The sequence below is a fragment of the Epibacterium sp. MM17-32 genome, assembly GCF_022348205.1.
In the GTDB taxonomy this organism is placed as follows: Bacteria; Pseudomonadota; Alphaproteobacteria; order Rhodobacterales; family Rhodobacteraceae; genus Epibacterium.
In genome coordinates, this window is the sequence record NZ_JAKRFC010000025.1 from 18949 (window position 1) to 34391 (window position 15443).

24 protein-coding genes are annotated in these 15443 nt (G+C 60.9%); 7 read left to right on the plus strand and 17 right to left on the minus strand.

Annotation, left to right across the window (positions count from 1 at the left end; all coding sequences use genetic code 11):
* Window positions 1–31: 31 nt before the first annotated feature.
* The 14 genes from MHM88_RS22315 to MHM88_RS22380 all read right to left on the minus strand — a co-directional run bounded on the left by MHM88_RS22315 (window position 32) and on the right by MHM88_RS22380 (window position 10654).
* Window positions 32–394, minus strand: a complete 363-nt coding sequence (locus MHM88_RS22315) for a DUF3168 domain-containing protein (RefSeq protein ID WP_239369133.1) — start codon at window positions 392–394, stop codon at window positions 32–34.
* On the minus strand, window positions 391–864 hold the full coding sequence (locus MHM88_RS22320; RefSeq protein ID WP_239369135.1) for a hypothetical protein: 474 nt from the start codon (window positions 862–864) through the stop codon (window positions 391–393). Before MHM88_RS22320 ends, MHM88_RS22315 begins: the two co-directional genes overlap by 4 nt.
* Window positions 864–1196, minus strand: coding sequence for a head-tail adaptor protein (locus MHM88_RS22325; protein WP_239369137.1), 333 nt, complete (start codon window positions 1194–1196; stop codon window positions 864–866). The genes MHM88_RS22320 and MHM88_RS22325 overlap by 1 nt, the downstream gene beginning before the upstream one ends.
* A complete protein-coding gene (locus MHM88_RS22330) occupies window positions 1196–1771 on the minus strand; it encodes a hypothetical protein (RefSeq protein ID WP_239369139.1) in 576 nt (191 codons plus the stop codon). Before MHM88_RS22330 ends, MHM88_RS22325 begins: the two co-directional genes overlap by 1 nt.
* A 12-nt stretch (window positions 1772–1783) precedes the next feature.
* Complete coding sequence (locus tag MHM88_RS22335; RefSeq protein ID WP_239369141.1) at window positions 1784–2170, minus strand: hypothetical protein; 387 nt, start codon at window positions 2168–2170, stop codon at window positions 1784–1786.
* Window positions 2171–2242: 72 nt separating this feature from the next.
* On the minus strand, window positions 2243–3556 hold the full coding sequence (locus tag MHM88_RS22340; RefSeq protein WP_239369143.1) for a phage major capsid protein: 1314 nt from the start codon (window positions 3554–3556) through the stop codon (window positions 2243–2245).
* Window positions 3557–3674: 118 nt separating this feature from the next.
* Window positions 3675–4601 (minus strand): S49 family peptidase, encoded by a 927-nt coding sequence (locus tag MHM88_RS22345; RefSeq protein ID WP_239369145.1) that lies wholly within the window; start codon window positions 4599–4601, stop codon window positions 3675–3677.
* Window positions 4598–5893 (minus strand): phage portal protein, encoded by a 1296-nt coding sequence (locus MHM88_RS22350; protein ID WP_239369147.1) that lies wholly within the window; start codon window positions 5891–5893, stop codon window positions 4598–4600. The genes MHM88_RS22345 and MHM88_RS22350 overlap by 4 nt, the downstream gene beginning before the upstream one ends.
* Entirely contained in the window at window positions 5890–7557 is a 1668-nt protein-coding gene (locus MHM88_RS22355) for a terminase large subunit (RefSeq protein ID WP_239369149.1), read from the minus strand. The genes MHM88_RS22350 and MHM88_RS22355 overlap by 4 nt, the downstream gene beginning before the upstream one ends.
* A complete protein-coding gene (locus tag MHM88_RS22360; RefSeq protein WP_239369151.1) occupies window positions 7544–7933 on the minus strand; it encodes a phage terminase small subunit P27 family in 390 nt (129 codons plus the stop codon). The genes MHM88_RS22355 and MHM88_RS22360 overlap by 14 nt, the downstream gene beginning before the upstream one ends.
* 160 nt (window positions 7934–8093) lie before the next feature.
* Complete coding sequence (locus MHM88_RS22365; protein ID WP_239369153.1) at window positions 8094–8426, minus strand: HNH endonuclease; 333 nt, start codon at window positions 8424–8426, stop codon at window positions 8094–8096.
* 159 nt (window positions 8427–8585) lie between these two features.
* Window positions 8586–9254, minus strand: a complete 669-nt coding sequence (locus MHM88_RS22370; RefSeq protein WP_239369155.1) for a hypothetical protein — start codon at window positions 9252–9254, stop codon at window positions 8586–8588.
* A complete protein-coding gene (locus tag MHM88_RS22375; protein ID WP_239369157.1) occupies window positions 9251–9835 on the minus strand; it encodes a hypothetical protein in 585 nt (194 codons plus the stop codon). Before MHM88_RS22375 ends, MHM88_RS22370 begins: the two co-directional genes overlap by 4 nt.
* 171 nt (window positions 9836–10006) lie before the next feature.
* Window positions 10007–10654: a hypothetical protein gene (locus MHM88_RS22380; protein ID WP_239369159.1), complete on the minus strand. Its 648-nt coding sequence runs from the start codon at window positions 10652–10654 to the stop codon at window positions 10007–10009.
* Between the two features lie 117 nt (window positions 10655–10771).
* On the opposite strand from MHM88_RS22380, the gene MHM88_RS22385 reads away from it, so the two are divergent.
* Window positions 10772–11017, plus strand: a complete 246-nt coding sequence (locus tag MHM88_RS22385; protein WP_239369161.1) for a hypothetical protein — start codon at window positions 10772–10774, stop codon at window positions 11015–11017.
* A 123-nt stretch (window positions 11018–11140) separates the two neighbouring features.
* On the opposite strand, the gene MHM88_RS22390 is transcribed toward MHM88_RS22385, so the two are convergent.
* Genes MHM88_RS22390 through MHM88_RS23250 form a run of 3 tightly spaced genes read right to left on the minus strand, consistent with a single transcriptional unit; the run spans window position 11141 to window position 11948 of the window.
* Entirely contained in the window at window positions 11141–11407 is a 267-nt protein-coding gene (locus tag MHM88_RS22390) for a hypothetical protein (RefSeq protein ID WP_239369163.1), read from the minus strand.
* On the minus strand, window positions 11404–11727 hold the full coding sequence (locus MHM88_RS22395; RefSeq protein WP_239369165.1) for a hypothetical protein: 324 nt from the start codon (window positions 11725–11727) through the stop codon (window positions 11404–11406). Before MHM88_RS22395 ends, MHM88_RS22390 begins: the two co-directional genes overlap by 4 nt.
* Window positions 11724–11948, minus strand: coding sequence for a helix-turn-helix domain-containing protein (locus tag MHM88_RS23250; RefSeq protein WP_370687535.1), 225 nt, complete (start codon window positions 11946–11948; stop codon window positions 11724–11726). Before MHM88_RS23250 ends, MHM88_RS22395 begins: the two co-directional genes overlap by 4 nt.
* 93 nt (window positions 11949–12041) lie before the next feature.
* Between MHM88_RS23250 and MHM88_RS22400 the strand changes: the two genes are divergently transcribed.
* From MHM88_RS22400 to MHM88_RS22420, 6 genes are all read left to right on the plus strand, one after another.
* Window positions 12042–12347, plus strand: a complete 306-nt coding sequence (locus tag MHM88_RS22400) for a helix-turn-helix domain-containing protein (protein WP_239321366.1) — start codon at window positions 12042–12044, stop codon at window positions 12345–12347.
* Window positions 12348–12606: 259 nt separating this feature from the next.
* Entirely contained in the window at window positions 12607–12888 is a 282-nt protein-coding gene (locus MHM88_RS22405) for a hypothetical protein (protein ID WP_239369167.1), read from the plus strand.
* A 116-nt stretch (window positions 12889–13004) separates the two neighbouring features.
* Entirely contained in the window at window positions 13005–13430 is a 426-nt protein-coding gene (locus tag MHM88_RS22410; RefSeq protein WP_239369169.1) for a hypothetical protein, read from the plus strand.
* Entirely contained in the window at window positions 13414–14121 is a 708-nt protein-coding gene (locus MHM88_RS22415) for a hypothetical protein (protein ID WP_370687536.1), read from the plus strand. Before MHM88_RS22410 ends, MHM88_RS22415 begins: the two co-directional genes overlap by 17 nt.
* A 30-nt stretch (window positions 14122–14151) precedes the next feature.
* Complete coding sequence (locus MHM88_RS23255) at window positions 14152–14439, plus strand: helix-turn-helix domain-containing protein (protein WP_370687537.1); 288 nt, start codon at window positions 14152–14154, stop codon at window positions 14437–14439.
* A complete protein-coding gene (locus MHM88_RS22420) occupies window positions 14349–15323 on the plus strand; it encodes a tyrosine-type recombinase/integrase (protein WP_370687538.1) in 975 nt (324 codons plus the stop codon). The genes MHM88_RS23255 and MHM88_RS22420 overlap by 91 nt, the downstream gene beginning before the upstream one ends.
* The last annotated feature ends 120 nt before the right edge of the window (window positions 15324–15443 follow it).

The window sequence follows — 15443 nt, forward strand, 5'->3', positions numbered from 1 at the left end:
ATGTTTGGAAATTGCCGGTCTCCCGGCCAGATCAGGCGCGGTAGCGCACCTGCACATCCAGCATTTGCAGCCGGATCACATCGCCGCCGGTCTCCTCAAAAGAGTCCCGCCGGGAGAGTTCTTTGATGCGGATCACTGATCCGCCCCGATAGTCGGTGAGCGTCTGGGAAATCAGCGGTGCAAGCGTCAGAACCTCATCCGCATCCTTGGAATAGACATTCACCTGCACCCGGGCGGTTTCCACATCCGCCCGGGATTTCAGGGAATAGTCTGTCAGATTGGAAATGCGTTGAAGCGTGATCCGTGGATACCCCGCTGCATCGCCAAACCCACCCCAGACAACGCCCGCCGCCAGTGGCTCAAGCACCGCATAGAGATCTTCTTCCATGCTCATGAGCGTGCCGCCTTGCGCCGCGCCCGCTCCACGGCCTTTTCAATCTCGGCCCAGACCTCACGCCGCAAGGTCGCCAGCATGATGGGCTGCGCCATATCCCAGGCAGGCCGCAGGAACGGTCGCGCGGGCATGGCCCCGGTCGCCCGCCCGGTCGAGGCTTGCACCCGAGGTCCGGTGCCAAACTCATAAAGATGCGCATGCGGCGCATCCTCGCCGTCTGGCTGCACCGGCCCCACATAGAGCACGACCTTGCTCCGCCCGCGATCCCCACGCGCCTCTCGCCGCTGCCGCGCGGTCAGCTTCGACGTGACGGCGATGGTGAAGGGAGACACGCCCTGCGCGGCCTGCACCACGGGCTTGAGGCTTTTTTTCATCGACCGGCGCATGACGCCCTTGGCGGTACCGCGTGGCAGTTCAGCCAGCGCCCGTTCAATGTCGCCCGCGCCCTCGATCTTCATCTTTACGGCCATCAGGTGCCCTCCCGGATCTTCCAGGCGGTCACCTCGATCCACTTTCGCCGGCCGATTTCCTTGGTGCCGGTGATTTCCCAATCCGCGCCCTCAAAGCGCAGAATGTTATCTCCAATCACCGCTGCAGCACGTGCCGAATACCGCAGCACAAACCGCGCCTCCGCCTTCTGCTCCACCGCACCAGCGCGCCAGCGTTCACCATCGGACAGCGGCTCATAGCTCGCAGACACGGTCAGCAGTTCCGCCGTGCCCGTTGTGCGCATGTTGCCGGTGGCGGTTTTTTCCGAAACCCGCTCCAGGATCGTGACCCGGCGATCAAGACGCCTGCCCATTATTCCACCTCGCACGGACGCCGATAGCGCCCCTGTTTCATCAGGAGCCGCACACCAAATGACAACTGCGGCGGCTGCTCGCCATCCACCGCGATACCAGCCTCAAACCATTCCTTTGCCAGGAGGAAGATCGCCTGCCGCAAACGCGCGCGGGTGGCGGCATCCGCGCCGCCGACCGTCGCCTGCACCCGCAAGAGATCCCCGGCCACCGCACGCCCTGGCCAATCTGCACCAATCACAAGCTGCGGCTCGTCATAAGCCTCCTGGACCCATGCCCCCTCAAGAGGCTGGTCGATCCATCCCCCCGCGCCATCGCTTATGGCAAGGCCCGTCAGTTCCGTGACCGGCAAAACCGGAAACCACCACCGCCGCCAGGCACCACGAGTCGCGATGAACTCAACCGCGCGCGGCGTAAGCGGGCGACCGGTGGCGGTGGCAACGGTGGCTTCTGCCGCTTCCAGAACCAGACCAAGCGCGCCGTCATCATCCAGATCCTCAGCGGCGATATGCACCGACCGCTTGAAATCCGCCAATGCCACGCCCGCCGGTATCTCACCCTCTTCGATCACCCGCATTGCCCGCGCTCCTTACGCCTTTGCGCCCTGTTTCGGGGGCGTGCCTGCGGACGTCTTGGCCGCATCATTCGATGCACCCTTGGAGTTGTCTTCGGTCGCGGCAGGTTCGGCCTGCGCCTGTTCACGGGCTGCAACCGCCTCTTCACGCGCATCCAGCTCGGCACTTTTGCTGTCCAGAGCGGCGGCCTTCTGCTCAAACTCTGCCCGCACGTCGTCGATCAGCTTCTGAGCTTCGGAGGTGTCGATCTGCACGCTGGCGATTTCCAGCTTTTCATCCGGGTCATAGGGCTTGCAAACGCCTTTCGGCCAAGCGGCGATTGTCTCAGGGTCAAAACCAGCCACGTCGCCTTTGACGTAACGGCCATGGGTTTTCAGAAATTTCACGATGGTTTTGCTCATTTCAGAGATCCTTGTCTGTAAGGGGAAACAACCCCGGCGCGCTCCGCCGAGGTCAGAAGATCAAAACGGAGATCAGAGCGACCAGCCCACACCATTGAAACCGGCAATGGCCTCATCATGCGCAGGTGCCATGTCGTGCTCCGCAATTGCCCGCATCAGGGTCAGATCGTCCTGGAACGCTGACACGACATCGCCGGATTGGTTCACATAAGCGGCCTCGGTGCTGGTGCCGAAAGTGATCTGCATGGCGTCGCCGATCATGATCTCCGCAAAATCCGCGAAGTAGATTTCGGTCTCATCACCACCCGCGCCCAGGTTGTCCGGGATCTGCGACGTGGTGCGGATCGGATAGCCATGTAGCGTGTTGCTGGCATCGATGGACGGGAACACTTCAAAGCCGTTGGCCCAGCGGAGGCTGGCAAGGAAGTTCTTCGCCGACGCGCGCATGATCCACCCCGGCGAGACCATCGCGACATTTGCATCCTCGACCTTGCTCTTGATCCGGCGGATCGCAGCCTCGACAACCGCAGGATCAGTGCCCGCAACCGCATCCTGCCAGTGATCCGCCAAGGCCCAATGACGCAGCCCCTTGGGCGTGTTGCCCGTGCCATCAAAGCGCAGGAACGCCAGATCGTTCTGCAAACCCATTCCCTTGATGATGTCATCGCGAACCATCAAGGCCATCGAGGCACTGGAATGGCGCAGCAGCGAATTGCCCACCGGAACCAGCGAGGTCAGCTTGCGGAACTTTTCTTCGACCTTATCGAACGTCGGTTCGCTCTCGATCATCGCCGCATTCTCCGCGCCATAGGCGGCAGAGGCGGGCGTGGCTTGACGCGCATTGCGCAGCTCCCCCGCAGGCATGTCGTGGATACGCGCACCGGAAGCGCGCACTGTCACACGCGGGCGCAGAAGCGCGATCACCTGCTGCGCCTGCGGGCGCGGCAACGTCACACCCCCGGCACTTTCGGATGCACCGGACAAAGCCGCCGAAATCGCGCTGTGCCCCTCCTGCTCCAGGCGCGCCGCTGCGCGATCCCGGTCGCCGCGCGCGTTGATAAGCGCATGCGCCATAAAGCCGACCTCGATCCCCTCATACTCCGGGTCTTTCGGAGTTGCAGGCGCGGCCTGTGGCGGCGTGATCGCGCTGGTTTCAAGCTCGGAAGATGCCGTTGCCGCTTTGGCCGCCTCAACAGCCTCAGCACGTTTTACACGCGCCTGGATCTTCTTGAACTCCGCCTCTGCCGCTTCGAACGCCGCGACCGCCTCTGCAAGCGCCTCATCGGTGCTGCCCTCCGCACCCTCGACGTCCTCAATGGCCTGCGCGCAGGTATCCATGGTTTCCGCCGCCGCCTGCAACATGCGGCGCAGATCGTTGATGTCCATGTTGGTTCTCCTTTTCACATGGAGGGCTGCATCCGCGCAGCCCAATTGGCCCCGACGCAACCGCGCGAGGGGAATGCTGACCCCGCAGGATCAACAAAATCAGTTTTTCTTGAGAGGGTTAGAGCGCGGCCTTCGCCCGCGCCGCCGCCGCCTTTGCGTGATAGGCACGCGATGGGCTTTGGCGTTTTGGTGCATAAAGCTCCGCAATGCGCGCCATGAACGCGGACACGGTTTCGATCTGATCCACCAGACCACGCGCCACCGCATCACCATCCCAGAACACATCGCCGCCCATCTTGGCGTCATCGGTGCGGCTCATGCGCTTGGGAACATCGGCAACCGCAAGACCGCGCCCCTGCGCAACAGCTTCCAGAAACTCCGCCTCCATCGCATTCAACCGCACCATCGAGATCGCCTTGCCTTCCTCGCTCGACAGATCCGGGCGCTTGGCCCCGGCATGCTCCGAGGTCAGGATATAAATCTGATTGCCGGTCTCCCCGGGCTGCACCGGCTGATAGGATGTCACCATCGTGCCAACCGATCCCACCCAACTGCCCGGGCTTGCGCTAAGATCGCTGCACTGGCTGGCAAGCCAATAGCCCGCCGAGGCCGCCAGAGTATGCACCAAACCATGCACCGGTTTCACGGCGACGCAGGCCTGTATTGCCGCCACCGCCGACTGGATGCCCATGACCGCGCCGCCCGGCGTGTCGAAGAACAGCACAACCGCCTCCACCTCATCGCTGACAGCCAATGCCGTCAACGTCTCGGCAACACCATGATAGGTGGACCACCCCAGAAAGCGCTCCAACACCCCTGAATTTGGCGTCAGCACCCCGCGCACCGGCACATAGGCCACGCGCTGATGCACCGCAAAACGCTGTCCGCGCTCCAGCGACACGCCCGCATCGGCCAGCGCGTCCGCCCCGAGGGAGGCATCCAGGGCATCCGCACGCGGCAGATCCATGTTCAACAGCGGCAACCCCGCCTCATGCAGGGCCAGATCCCCACCGCCAACCAAGGCGCCAATCGTGGTTTGCGTCATTCCTCTTTCCCTTTCTTGTCTGCTTTTCCAGCGCTGTCGTCGCGCGTCATGTTCGGGGCCGGGTTCAGCTTGTCGCCCCCCTCCACCTTTGGCAGACCGATTTTCTTGCGCGCCTCATCCGGCGTCATGATTGGCCCACCGACCGCCTTGTGCAGCGCTTCGTTGCGTTCCTTGATCGTCGGTTGCAGCAACGCATCAAAATCATGGCGCAGGAAAAATTCGGCCTCGCGCTCGCGGCGGGTCAGCACAGCCATCGCCATGGTCTGCTCCGCCAGCCCCGACCAATGAAACAGGCAGTCGGTCAGGTAGTCGATTGCCTGCTGTTCACCGTTGGCCTTCACGCCGTATTCCAGCATTTGCAGCTTCGAGGGCGGCATGCGGTAGATTGCGGCAAGCTGCTCGCGGTCAAACTTGCGGCTTTGCAGAAGCTCCTGATCGGCTGCGGTCAGGTCGAGGCTCTTGATGTCATCATCCGGCCCCAGCACCGGAACGCCGTCAGAGTTGGGATTGCTCAGGTGCTCTTTCAGGCGGCGCGCATTGCGCCTGCGCGCTTCATCATCTTCATAGCTATCGCCCATTTTCATGAATGCCTTGGCATGGGCACCTGAAACCGAACGCACAGCCGACTCTTGCGCCGCAAAAGCAAGGCCGACTGTTTCTGCCGCCACCTGCAAAGGCGATCTGCCCGTCCAGCCATCCAGCGCCATATAGCGAAGGTGTACCATAGACCGGCTGGCAACACGGCGCAGATCACCTGCCCCATCGGTGAAATCATAAAACCTGTCACGGCCCGCCCGCAGTGGCGTGCATCCGTCCTGGTCAACCAGCTCGATCATCTCCAGCTCGCCACCACCGTCACGTGGCCCAAAGGCATAGCCATTGCCGCGCAAGGCCCAGGCATAGACCAGCGCAAATCGCATGATCTTTGCGGGCACCCCGGGCGAGGCTTCGACATTCAGGAGGTAATTCGCCGGATGCTCGCGCACCCGCACCTCCTGCCCGTCCGACTGGCGCTGCCACAGCTTCAACGGCACTTTTGAGAGATCCCCGGCGATATTGTTGCAGCAGGCAAAAATTGTGCCGTGCTGCTCCCCCCTCTGCGGCGTCACGCGCGGCAGTTTTGCAGAGAGTTTCGGCCCACCGCCCCAACCGATTTCGGTGATCCACGGTTGCGGTGTGGCAGTGCCCGAGGTCTCTGCCTCTGCGGCAGCCGCCAGCACCGGCGGCTCAACCCGCGCCTGCGCGGGCACCGATGCCCCGGCGCGACTGATCTCCAACCCCAGAAACTTCATACCACTTCGACCTCGCGCGCTTTGCGTTTCTCTTCCCCGACCTCAGCGCGCCCCAGCGCCATGATCGCTGCCACCGCCGCATCAATACGCCCCGTGGACTTTTTCTTGTTCGGCTTCACGTTCTCGGCGGCATCCTCGTCGCGGTGAACGTTGCCCACCTGCCAGCCCAGAACTGGATTGCCGCCGTGGCGGATCTTGTTCTGCGCAATTCTTTCCTCGAACCGCTTCATCGGATTGGACATCGAGGCATACCCCTGGCGATGCTCGACCATCGGGAACCGCCGCTTGTCCAGCTTGTCGGCCAGGTACTTCATCCCCCACGGGTCATAGGCGACCTCCTGGAGATCAAAGTGCTTCCTGATCCACTCCAACCGATCCGCAATCTGGTCTTCGTCAATCGTCCCGCCCTTGTGGACTTCCAGCCAGCCCTGATCGCGCCAGCCGACGTATTCCCGCTTTTCGGTCTGCGCCCGCTGGATGAACCCTTTCGGCCCCTCCGGCAAAAAGGTGTAGGTGATGAGATAGATCAGCCCATCGACGGGCACCGCGACCACGATCGCGGTGGTATCCACCTTGTTGGACAGATCCAGCCCGACCCAGGCCTTGCGCCCGTAGAGCATCGCCGGATCAAACGGGGCCGAGGCCGTACCCTTGTCCCAGACATCCGGTGCAATCCAGGTCTGCGCCCCTTCGGTCCACAAGTTCAGGTGGAAGCGGCGAAAGTTCGGCATCTTCCCCGCAATGGCCAGCGCGGATCGCAGCGTGGACTGCATTGCCTCGACCTTCTTGCTCACCCCCAGGTTCGGGTTTCCCATCGCCCAGGCCACCGGATCAGAAGGGTCGCAATCGGGGGCTGGCTCCGCCACATACCCGAAAAAGCTGTCGTCGGTGACCTTGCCGCGCAGGACACTCTCTGCATACCCCCGGATCTCGCCGCAGAGCGAATTGCGATCTTGGCCCGCAGTGGTAATCACCCAATCAATCGGCTGATCCCGCGCAATCATACTCTCGACGATGGTGTCGGCCAGCTCGCGATCCGTCCAGCGGTGCATTTCGTCCCGCGCCAGGAAGGACGGGTTGATGCCGTCCGAACTGTCGCCGTCACGGCTCAGACACGCGATAGAGCCATCCGTGCGCGGCGTTTCAATCGACGTGCGCCAGACCTTCATAAACTGGCCAAGGAAAGGTGAGCGCTTGATCATGCGCTTCATTTCCTTGAACAGCAGCCCTGCCTGATCTTTTGTCGTCGCCGCGCAGTACCCCTGCGGCGCGGCCTCACCGTCGAAGAGCTGTGTAAACAGCATCGGCACGCCTGTGTCGGTGGTCTTGCCGTTCTTCTTACCCACCTGGTGATAGGTGGACCGGAACCGCCGCAAGCCGGTGTCCCGATGCTTCCACCCGAACACCGACCCGTGCCGGAACTCTTGCCACGGCTCCAGAACCAGGGGCTTGCCCCCCATCGGGCCGGTGGTGTGTTGCAGCATCCCGGCCCAGCGGATGATCCGGCTTGCGGCCTCGCAATCAAAGTACAGCCCGCGATCCGCGCCGGTTTCCAGATCCAGAAGGTGACGCTCGCACGCCATGCGGACCATATCACCGGCGACGATGTCCCCCTCTACAACCCGGACAGCATAGCGCGAGACCGGGTGGTCAATCGGTTCCATTGAGCTGCTTCATGACCTCATCGAAGAGATCGCCCTGCGATCCGGCGCCGAGGCGTGCCTCATCAACTGGAGAGAGGCCAAACAATGCCGCATCCCGCCGCATCGTGGCAGCCGACGCTTCCTGAAGTTTCAGCGCCGGGTGGTGCCGTTTCTGGTTGCCGTTGCGCCCTTTGCCCGTGTCATAGAACTGACCTTCCATCGCCACCGTGTTGGTCGAGGTGATGAAGTTCGCCACCGCCACGCAGTAGCTGGAAAACTGGTATTTGAAGAGCAGCTCCATCCGCTCTTTCTTGACCAGTTCCGGCACCAGCTCATCCCAGACATCGCGGGCGATTTCGTCCATCCAATCCGGTGCAGCCGGAACTTCTTTCGGCATATCCCCCTTCATGGGAATGACATTTTCAAGATTTGGCTTGCGCCCCTTCATGTGCCCCCCCTTTCAAAGTGGGTTTTTTTCCTCAATTTCCCGCGCACGAAAACAAAGGTATCCCCGCCGGTTTCGGCGTTACCGCGCTCGATTTTCAGATACCCCCCGGTCACCCGTGGAAGACCTCGCGCGCAGTCTTGCGGCTGTGGCACCGGTGGCAGAGGGCCTGCCAGTTGGAGCGATCCCAGAACAGTTTCGGATCACCCTTGTGCGGGATGATGTGATCAACATCAGTGGCGGCCTCGATCACACCTAATTCGCCGCAGTCCACGCACAGCGGGTGCTGCCGCAGGTAAGCGATACGCGCCGCCTTCCACCTGGGATCGGCATAGAGAACACGCGCCGCAATCGCCGCCTCCGAGGTCTGTGCCTTCGCACGCCGTACTTTCAGCTTTTCCTGACGATCCGCCTCATGTTGTTCGCAATGCGACAGCCCAGGCAAAGCGAACTCCTCGCAACCTGACGCCGCGCAGATCTTCAACCGCGCCACGAGATAAGCCCCTCGATGTTCTGAAAGCCCAAATGAAACGCGCCCGAAGCAAGATCTCTGCTTCGGGCGCACGTTGGGTGACTGCAATATGTCAATTGGGCTAGGATTTCGTCAAGCGGTTTTCTTCCATGGAGCGCTTGGAGGCATAGTATTAGTCACCTCGTGAGAGGTTAAGTGGCTGATTTGAAGCGCTGATTTGATTTCCAACAAGGCCGACCACCATTGCAAATACCTTCGCCGCATGGCTGCAATCTCTCGCGCAGTTGGGCGAATATCGATTGGACAGTAGAGCACCGGCTCCATCTCGATACTCCCGTTTCGCTTGCGTCGGGCCTGATGCGGCCAGCCCATTGCCCCGAGTTCCGCAGCATCTGACGTGCGCGCCCGCGTTCCGTGCCGATTGGTCGTGGTGGCAACGGGGCTTGCCCTCAGTTCAGCCTGCCATTCAGGAACCCGGCCAGCGCGCGCAAGTTCTGCAATCCAGATCGCCATGCGCCGACCACCGCAACTCTCGGGCAGGACTGCCAGGGTCGAAGCCACAATATCAGCGTCATGATGGGATGGTGATGTGCCACCACCCTGAACCCGACAGCCGAGCCGCGCCTGCTCCATTAGTATGTATTCCATACCGACACCCGGCTTTGCTCCAGTCTCGCGCTCGATCTCGTCGAAGTCTATGCCAACTTTCTCACGCTGGAACGCCCACTCGATAAGCTGACGCACCGAAACAGCGCGTTTGGTCGCAGCTTCATGGGCACTGTTGCGAATTGCGACCGTCAACGCTCACCTACCTCTGCGACCAGAGCCGCAATCCGTTGGCACTTGTCCTGCGCTTGCCGCCGCGCCTTCCGGAAATTCCATTCCGCTTCCGTCAACGTTCCGCCGCGGGCAACGTGTTCATCTTGGCGGACGATCTGGCGGCGGGCATCTTCGGCCCGGGAGCGGATTTGCTTGAGATCATATTCGCGCGGCCAGATGCGGGACTTGCGCAAATGCCCCAGAAGCTCCGGCGCCCAGCCTTCCGCGAGCGCGGACTGCCCCAGGCCATCAGAGAACACGGCCCGAAACAGTGGTGATGCATCATCCGGTGGCGGCTGGATCGCAGCGGCCCACTGCAGGATTTTCGCCGCGATGGGAAACTGATCCTGATTTTTCCCGGCAGGCATACTCGCGGCCTGTTCCGCCAACGCCTGCAAGTTGAGATCGCTCATATAGGCAAGCTTGCTACACAGATCCGCGATCATCGCCTCAAACTGCGCGACCGTCAGCTTGGTCGGCTTGGCCAGCCCCAACCGCACCAATGGTTCGACCAGCAACCGCCTTACCCGCGCCTCACCGGCGGCCTGTTCCTTTGCATCCATTTCTGCACCTCATTTCTCAGCTGATCCGAGTTATCCACAGCCACCGACGTCAAAGTGTCCGGCGACTGTCCTTCTGTTTTGTTATGTCTCTGTCTCTATCCCTGTCGTGCAGGACAGTCTGAGACTGTCCGAGACTGTCTTGAACTGTCCGCCGGACAGTCTTGGACAGTGTCAGGACAATGTTCGGTGAGTTCCGGAGCGCGCCTGGCCGAGGTCGAACATATGCGTTGACCAGGACTGCATGGCGCGTTCGATCCAGGTGGCGTTGCGGTATTCGCAGCCCTCCTGGACAAGCCACTCATCCATCCAGCGAATGGCGGCGTCATTCTTCGCGAGCTCCGCGTGGTAGCCCGCCACGGTAGAGCGCAGCCTCTGCAAGCGCTTGGCGGCGTTGGCCGCCTCATGCTTGGCGCGGTTGTCCTCTTTCCGCGACAGCGCCTCGGTGAGTGTGCGCAACACCATCGGGTGCATCAGACGCACCTCGCCGCCCTCGCAGATGCAGGGTGTCCATTTGTGCAGCGGGCCATAGTCCAGCTTGCACAACGCCCGAAAGTGCCCGGGATCGACCAGCAGCAACTTGGCCAGCGTCTCCAGATCCTGCGGCACCGTACCGACCGGCGTCTGATCGTATGAGATATTGATCAGATCGAAGTAGAGCGCCCGACATTCCGGCGTGCCCTTGAGCCGCATATCGGAGTTAAGCCAGCGCCGCCGTTCCCAGGCCATGAAGTAATGGCTGTCGAGCCGGTCCTCTGCCCTCAGCGGATATTCCGGCAGATCATCGGTCGAGACCACACGAATAGATCGCTCTTCCATCATGACGTCCGCCTCCGGGCGCTCAAACCCCACGGGGCTGTGTCGACGCGAAGGATCATCATGACACCTCCTGCGGTAGATCCTCGGGATCGCAAGCAATATTGTTCAAAGGAGATACTGATGCTCGAAGAACAGATTGCAGCGCTTCAACAGCACCTGGAACTTCTCCAAGCGCAGAATGACGAATACAAGACTGCTCTGAGCGCCCTGCGTCCAATCGTGTCCAAATGCCTGCCTCCGCGAGAACGTCGAAAACTTCTGCAGGCAGTGACGCAGTCAAAATCGCCGCTTCAAGTGCAGATTTGGCGCTTTGTTCTGGGGGAAGTAGAGTCCCTGCATCAGGGTCATCTGGATCTGCGCAAATAGTAGCCAACAGATGAGCGCCGACCCCTTGTTCGGCTTGGTATTCATGATGAAAGCGCACGCAAATTTCCGCGATCCATTCGAAGATCGGCGCGAGCTCGGCGGGTCGAGGTGGTGCACTCCTGGTCATGCCGCCACCCCGAAAAGGCTGGTAAGCTCGTCATCCAGTGCTTCGATCATCTGAGGGCCGTTGTCCGGTGCATCGCTACGCGCGACCTTGCGATAGCGCCCGCTCCAGCCGCGATACCGGCACACCTGAGAACAGGTCTGCATCGAGGCGCCGGTGAATTTGGCCATTTCGCGCAGGGTGCATTCCCCGGCGGTGTCCTCGATCAGCCACCAGATCTGAAACGCAATCCGCTCAATGCGGGGTGAAATGGTCTGCGCCATCATGCGGCCCTCACCAATTGATCCTGGAAGAACGCCGCCGCTCCGGGATCGGTCAGGATCATCAGCAAAGCGGTATGGCTGGCGGGCGCTGTGACCGCGCCCCACCAGTTGAGCGCGGTCTGAAACGACACGTCGCAAAACAGCGCCACCTCGCGCGGGCTGTGAAACCGCGCGTGGAAATAGGCCGACCAAAGGTCAGGCGCGCTGACCTTCAGCGCATAAGGGTCCAACTGATTTGACCAAGACGCTTGGTCAGCTGACGTGCCAGGCTGGTCGCATGGCAGATCATTGTTCACGATCAGGGTTAGACGCGGGCGGCTCATGCGGCTGCGCCCTTATCCGTATCGGGCAATCTGTTTCGCACCCAGTTTTGAGCCTTCACAGCGCCATTGGTTGCATTCTCAATCCGAACGGCCAACGCCAGCCCAGGAAGAGAGTGACCACTAGAAAGTCTCGAAATCACACCTTGAGTGACACCGACCCTCGCGGCGAACTCTGATTGGGTAACCCCGGCTTCAGTTAGGTATTCAGAGAGGTTCATCATGCGGACAATATTCCGGAGCGGAATATTCTCGTCAAGAATAATTATTCCTGAGGGTGTTTTGCCTCCTCGACGCTCTAGTGGGATATTCACAGCATGAGTGCGACCAAAAGACTTCGACAGCTGAAGGGCTGGAACCAAAGCACCCTCGCGAAGGCTGCAGGTTTAGAGCAATCGACTATTTCCAAGATTGAAAGAGGCTGGGATGGTGCGACCATACGCAGCATGAAGCTCATCGCTCAGGCTCTTGAAGTCCCGCTCTACCAACTGTTCTCAGAAGAGCAGGACAGCTCAGAGCTCAAACTTATTGAGGTGTTTCGCGATCTTCCTGAGGATCGGCAACAGGGTTGGCTGGACATGGCGCAATCGGTATTAGACCGGAATCAAACAAAGCCTGAATAAACTCGCTCAATTGATCTGGGGTCATGCTACCTAGCGCGAGCCTGAATTTCTCTTCTTTCATAGTACTACCTCGGCCCTCCCACCTGGGCGGCATGACTCCTCGTCTTCGATTTGCGTTGTCAAACTCGCGCTGTTCACAGTGCCGAGATCACACTCCGGCGGCTGCCTACAATGCCCTTTAGTCCTGACAGGACTATTTATTCTTGACAGACATATTCTCACCAGGAATATTATCCTACATCAACCGATGGAGGATTGAATGCAAGACAGACTGGAAACCGTGCTGCGGGACGCGCAGCAGATCGCAGGCTCGCCCGAGAACCACCTCGACAGCCCGCACCTCTTCACAACTGCATGGGCAACACTGAAGGCCGCACGCGGCCAGGGCTTTGACCCCGCGCGCCTGCGGGCTGCGCATCTGATTGAGCGCCCGGCGCCGACGCCAGAGCCGACCGAGCAGGTTCTCGACCGTGTCGGCCAGAAGGTCCGCCGCGTCATGGCAGATCGCCAGATCACCCCACACGGCCCCCATGCGGCGTAAGGCGAGACGCACCCGCAATGACAAACCCTATCTCTCACGCTTCCGCATCCATGGCGGACGCATCCCGAGGGCCCCGCCCCTCTGAGACCAAAGAACACACGCGGCGCGTTCGAGGATTGCGCGCCGACGACTGTCCCGAGGTTTCGCACCGCTCCTGCGGTGCGGATCTGGCGCGGGCGGATCAATCCTCCAAGTTGCCCACCGCCCGCGCATCATCCACCGAGATCACCCCCCTCGCGTTCTATGCCGCGTCGGAGATCCTCAGAGCGACACCGATGCATCAGAGGTCCGAGCAATTCGCGAGCCTTGGCGGGCGCATGACTGCGCCGATGTCAGACGCATGGGTCTATGACGAGGCGCTCTGGCTGGTCGAGCTGATGGGCATTCAAAGCACCGGCACATCCCGCCAAAGCGCCCTGAGCCGCTGGATCAAGAACGCCTCCTCGCGCGTGCCCCGCCGCGCTAGCGATGGCCGTCCGGATTGCCCCCACAACGGCCAATCGCCCGCACCGACTTTGGTGCAAGGTGGCCTCAATGGCTAAAGCACTGGTCGCCTGCGAAACCAGCGGCATCATGCGTCGCGCTCTGCTGGCGCTCGGCCATGACGTCTGGTCCTGCGACATCGAACCCGCCGAGGATCGGACCAATCGACACATCATCTGCGACGTCCGTGACGGCATCCTACATGAGGGTTGGGATCTGCTAGCGGTCATGCACCCGCCCTGCACGCGTCTGTGCCGCTCTGGTCGCCGCTGGATGTCCGGGCCGGGCAAATGGACCCACCCCAAGAAATTGCCGAAGGGGCGGAGCTGGGCGGATCTCAAAGCCGAGTTTGAACTGGGCGTCAGCATCTTCACCGCTTGCTGGCAAGCACCCATCCCCTGCCGGGCCATTGAAAACCCGGAAATGAATGACCTCGCCCGCGACCGCATGCCCGCAGACCTACCCGCACCCAGCATCGTACAACCGTTCCAGTTTGGTGATCCGGCCTACAAGGCAACAGGCTGGTATCTGGACGGGCTGTCACCGCTGCGCGAGACAAATCGACTGCCGGAGCCCGAACGGCTCTCCGCCGAATGGAAGCACTGGAACCGCGTGCATCGCATGCCGCCGGGACCGGAACGCACTCGCCTGCGCAGTCGCTCCTTCGAAGGCATGATGAACGCTGCCGCGCGCCAATGGGGCGCCGAGGCGGACACAGGACGGGCGAGAGTCGAGCGAGGTGCAGCATGACGCCACTCACACTGAAACGGGAGAAAAGAGATGCCTGACATTCAACCCAAGCCATTCACTCCCGACCAGCTCGCCAAACGCTGGGGCTGCTCCGGCGAAACCGTCCGGCAACTGGTGAAACGAGGCGAGTTGCGTGGATTCCGCATCGGTCGCATGATCCGCATTCCACAAAAAGAAGTAGAGGAATTCGAATGCCAGACGTCAACATTGGAAGACTGCGCGGCGGCTTGTGCGTCTACTGGACGGGGCCGGACGGAAAGCGAGTGCGTCGTAAACTTGAAGCACGCACCAGAAAGGAAGCAGAATCCGAGGCGATAGAGGTCTATCGCGCGGCCACATTCTCGAGCCGCCCACAGAACCCGACCATTGCGCAAATTTGGGAAGCCTACCGGGAAGACCTCGAGGGCAAGCCCACGGCTGAGACGATGAAGTGGACCGGGAAAGCAATTCTGCCCCACTTCGGACATCTGCGCCCCGACAACGTGGTGAAAAAGACCTGCATCGAGTACGAGGCGCTGCGCCGCGCAGCAGGCAAGAGCCAGGGCACCATCCACACCGAACTCGGCCACCTTCGGTCAGCTCTGAAATTCGCCTGCGACACCAGGATGATCGAAACTGCGCCGAAGATATGGCGCCCTGCCAAACCCCTGACCGACAAGCGCATCCTGTCAGCTGGTGAAGCCCGCGCATTGATCGATGGTGCAATTGAACCCCACATCAGGCTCGCTCTCATCCTGCTTCTCGGCACCGCAGGGAGGGTTGGCGCTGTCCTGGATCTCACATGGGACCGGGTCGATTTTGACCGGGGCACCATCAATCTGAGGCTCGAAGGCTCCCAGACCAGGAAAGGCCGCGCCGTCGTGCCGATGAACCCAAGCACCCGCGCTGCGCTGGATGTGGCGTATCGAGCCGCCCTCTCAGAACATGTCGTCGAATATGCCGGCGGACAGATCAAGTCGATCCGCAAGGGGTTTCAAGGTGCGGTGACCAGGTCGAAGATCGGGCATGTTCGGATCCACGATCTGCGGCACACGGCGGCGGTAACGATGCTGGCCAGTGGTGTGCCGTTGGAAAAAGTGAGCCAAGTTTTAGGTCACAGCAACACAGCAATCACGTTCTCGACCTACGGTCGCTACCTGCCGGAACACATGACCGACGCCGTAAATGTTCTGGACTTTATGAACCTCAAAGCGCACCGCTAGGTTCACACGACCAAGGAACACTTTGTATATCAGTGCGGAGATTAGATAAATCTCATTGTTTTCAAGGGGTAAGATGGTGGGTGATAAGAGATTTGAACTCCTGACATCTTCGATGTGAAC

Bases quoted from the DNA above. Each gene is read 5' to 3' on its own strand.
- MHM88_RS22325 (WP_239369137.1), bottom strand. From the start codon at position 1,196: ATGGGCAGGCGTCTTGATCGCCGGGTCACGATCCTGGAGCGGGTTTCG.
- MHM88_RS22375 (WP_239369157.1), bottom strand. From the start codon at position 9,835: ATGGATGCAAAGGAACAGGCCGCCGGTGAGGCGCGGGTAAGGCGGTTG.
- MHM88_RS22345 (WP_239369145.1), bottom strand. From the start codon at position 4,601: ATGACGCAAACCACGATTGGCGCCTTGGTTGGCGGTGGGGATCTGGCC.
- MHM88_RS22335 (WP_239369141.1), bottom strand. From the start codon at position 2,170: ATGAGCAAAACCATCGTGAAATTTCTGAAAACCCATGGCCGTTACGTC.
- MHM88_RS22390 (WP_239369163.1), bottom strand. From the start codon at position 11,407: ATGATGGCGCAGACCATTTCACCCCGCATTGAGCGGATTGCGTTTCAG.
- MHM88_RS22380 (WP_239369159.1), bottom strand. From the start codon at position 10,654: ATGATGGAAGAGCGATCTATTCGTGTGGTCTCGACCGATGATCTGCCG.
- MHM88_RS22360 (WP_239369151.1), bottom strand. From the start codon at position 7,933: ATGCCGAAAGAAGTTCCGGCTGCACCGGATTGGATGGACGAAATCGCC.
- MHM88_RS22340 (WP_239369143.1), bottom strand. From the start codon at position 3,556: ATGGACATCAACGATCTGCGCCGCATGTTGCAGGCGGCGGCGGAAACC.
- MHM88_RS22405 (WP_239369167.1), top strand. From the start codon at position 12,607: ATGCAAGACAGACTGGAAACCGTGCTGCGGGACGCGCAGCAGATCGCA.
- MHM88_RS22355 (WP_239369149.1), bottom strand. From the start codon at position 7,557: ATGGAACCGATTGACCACCCGGTCTCGCGCTATGCTGTCCGGGTTGTA.
- MHM88_RS22315 (WP_239369133.1), bottom strand. From the start codon at position 394: ATGAGCATGGAAGAAGATCTCTATGCGGTGCTTGAGCCACTGGCGGCG.
- MHM88_RS22350 (WP_239369147.1), bottom strand. From the start codon at position 5,893: ATGAAGTTTCTGGGGTTGGAGATCAGTCGCGCCGGGGCATCGGTGCCC.
- MHM88_RS23250 (WP_370687535.1), bottom strand. From the start codon at position 11,948: ATGATGAACCTCTCTGAATACCTAACTGAAGCCGGGGTTACCCAATCA.
- MHM88_RS23255 (WP_370687537.1), top strand. From the start codon at position 14,152: ATGCCTGACATTCAACCCAAGCCATTCACTCCCGACCAGCTCGCCAAA.
- MHM88_RS22395 (WP_239369165.1), bottom strand. From the start codon at position 11,727: ATGAGCCGCCCGCGTCTAACCCTGATCGTGAACAATGATCTGCCATGC.
- MHM88_RS22330 (WP_239369139.1), bottom strand. From the start codon at position 1,771: ATGCGGGTGATCGAAGAGGGTGAGATACCGGCGGGCGTGGCATTGGCG.
- MHM88_RS22400 (WP_239321366.1), top strand. From the start codon at position 12,042: ATGAGTGCGACCAAAAGACTTCGACAGCTGAAGGGCTGGAACCAAAGC.
- MHM88_RS22320 (WP_239369135.1), bottom strand. From the start codon at position 864: ATGGCCGTAAAGATGAAGATCGAGGGCGCGGGCGACATTGAACGGGCG.
- MHM88_RS22385 (WP_239369161.1), top strand. From the start codon at position 10,772: ATGCTCGAAGAACAGATTGCAGCGCTTCAACAGCACCTGGAACTTCTC.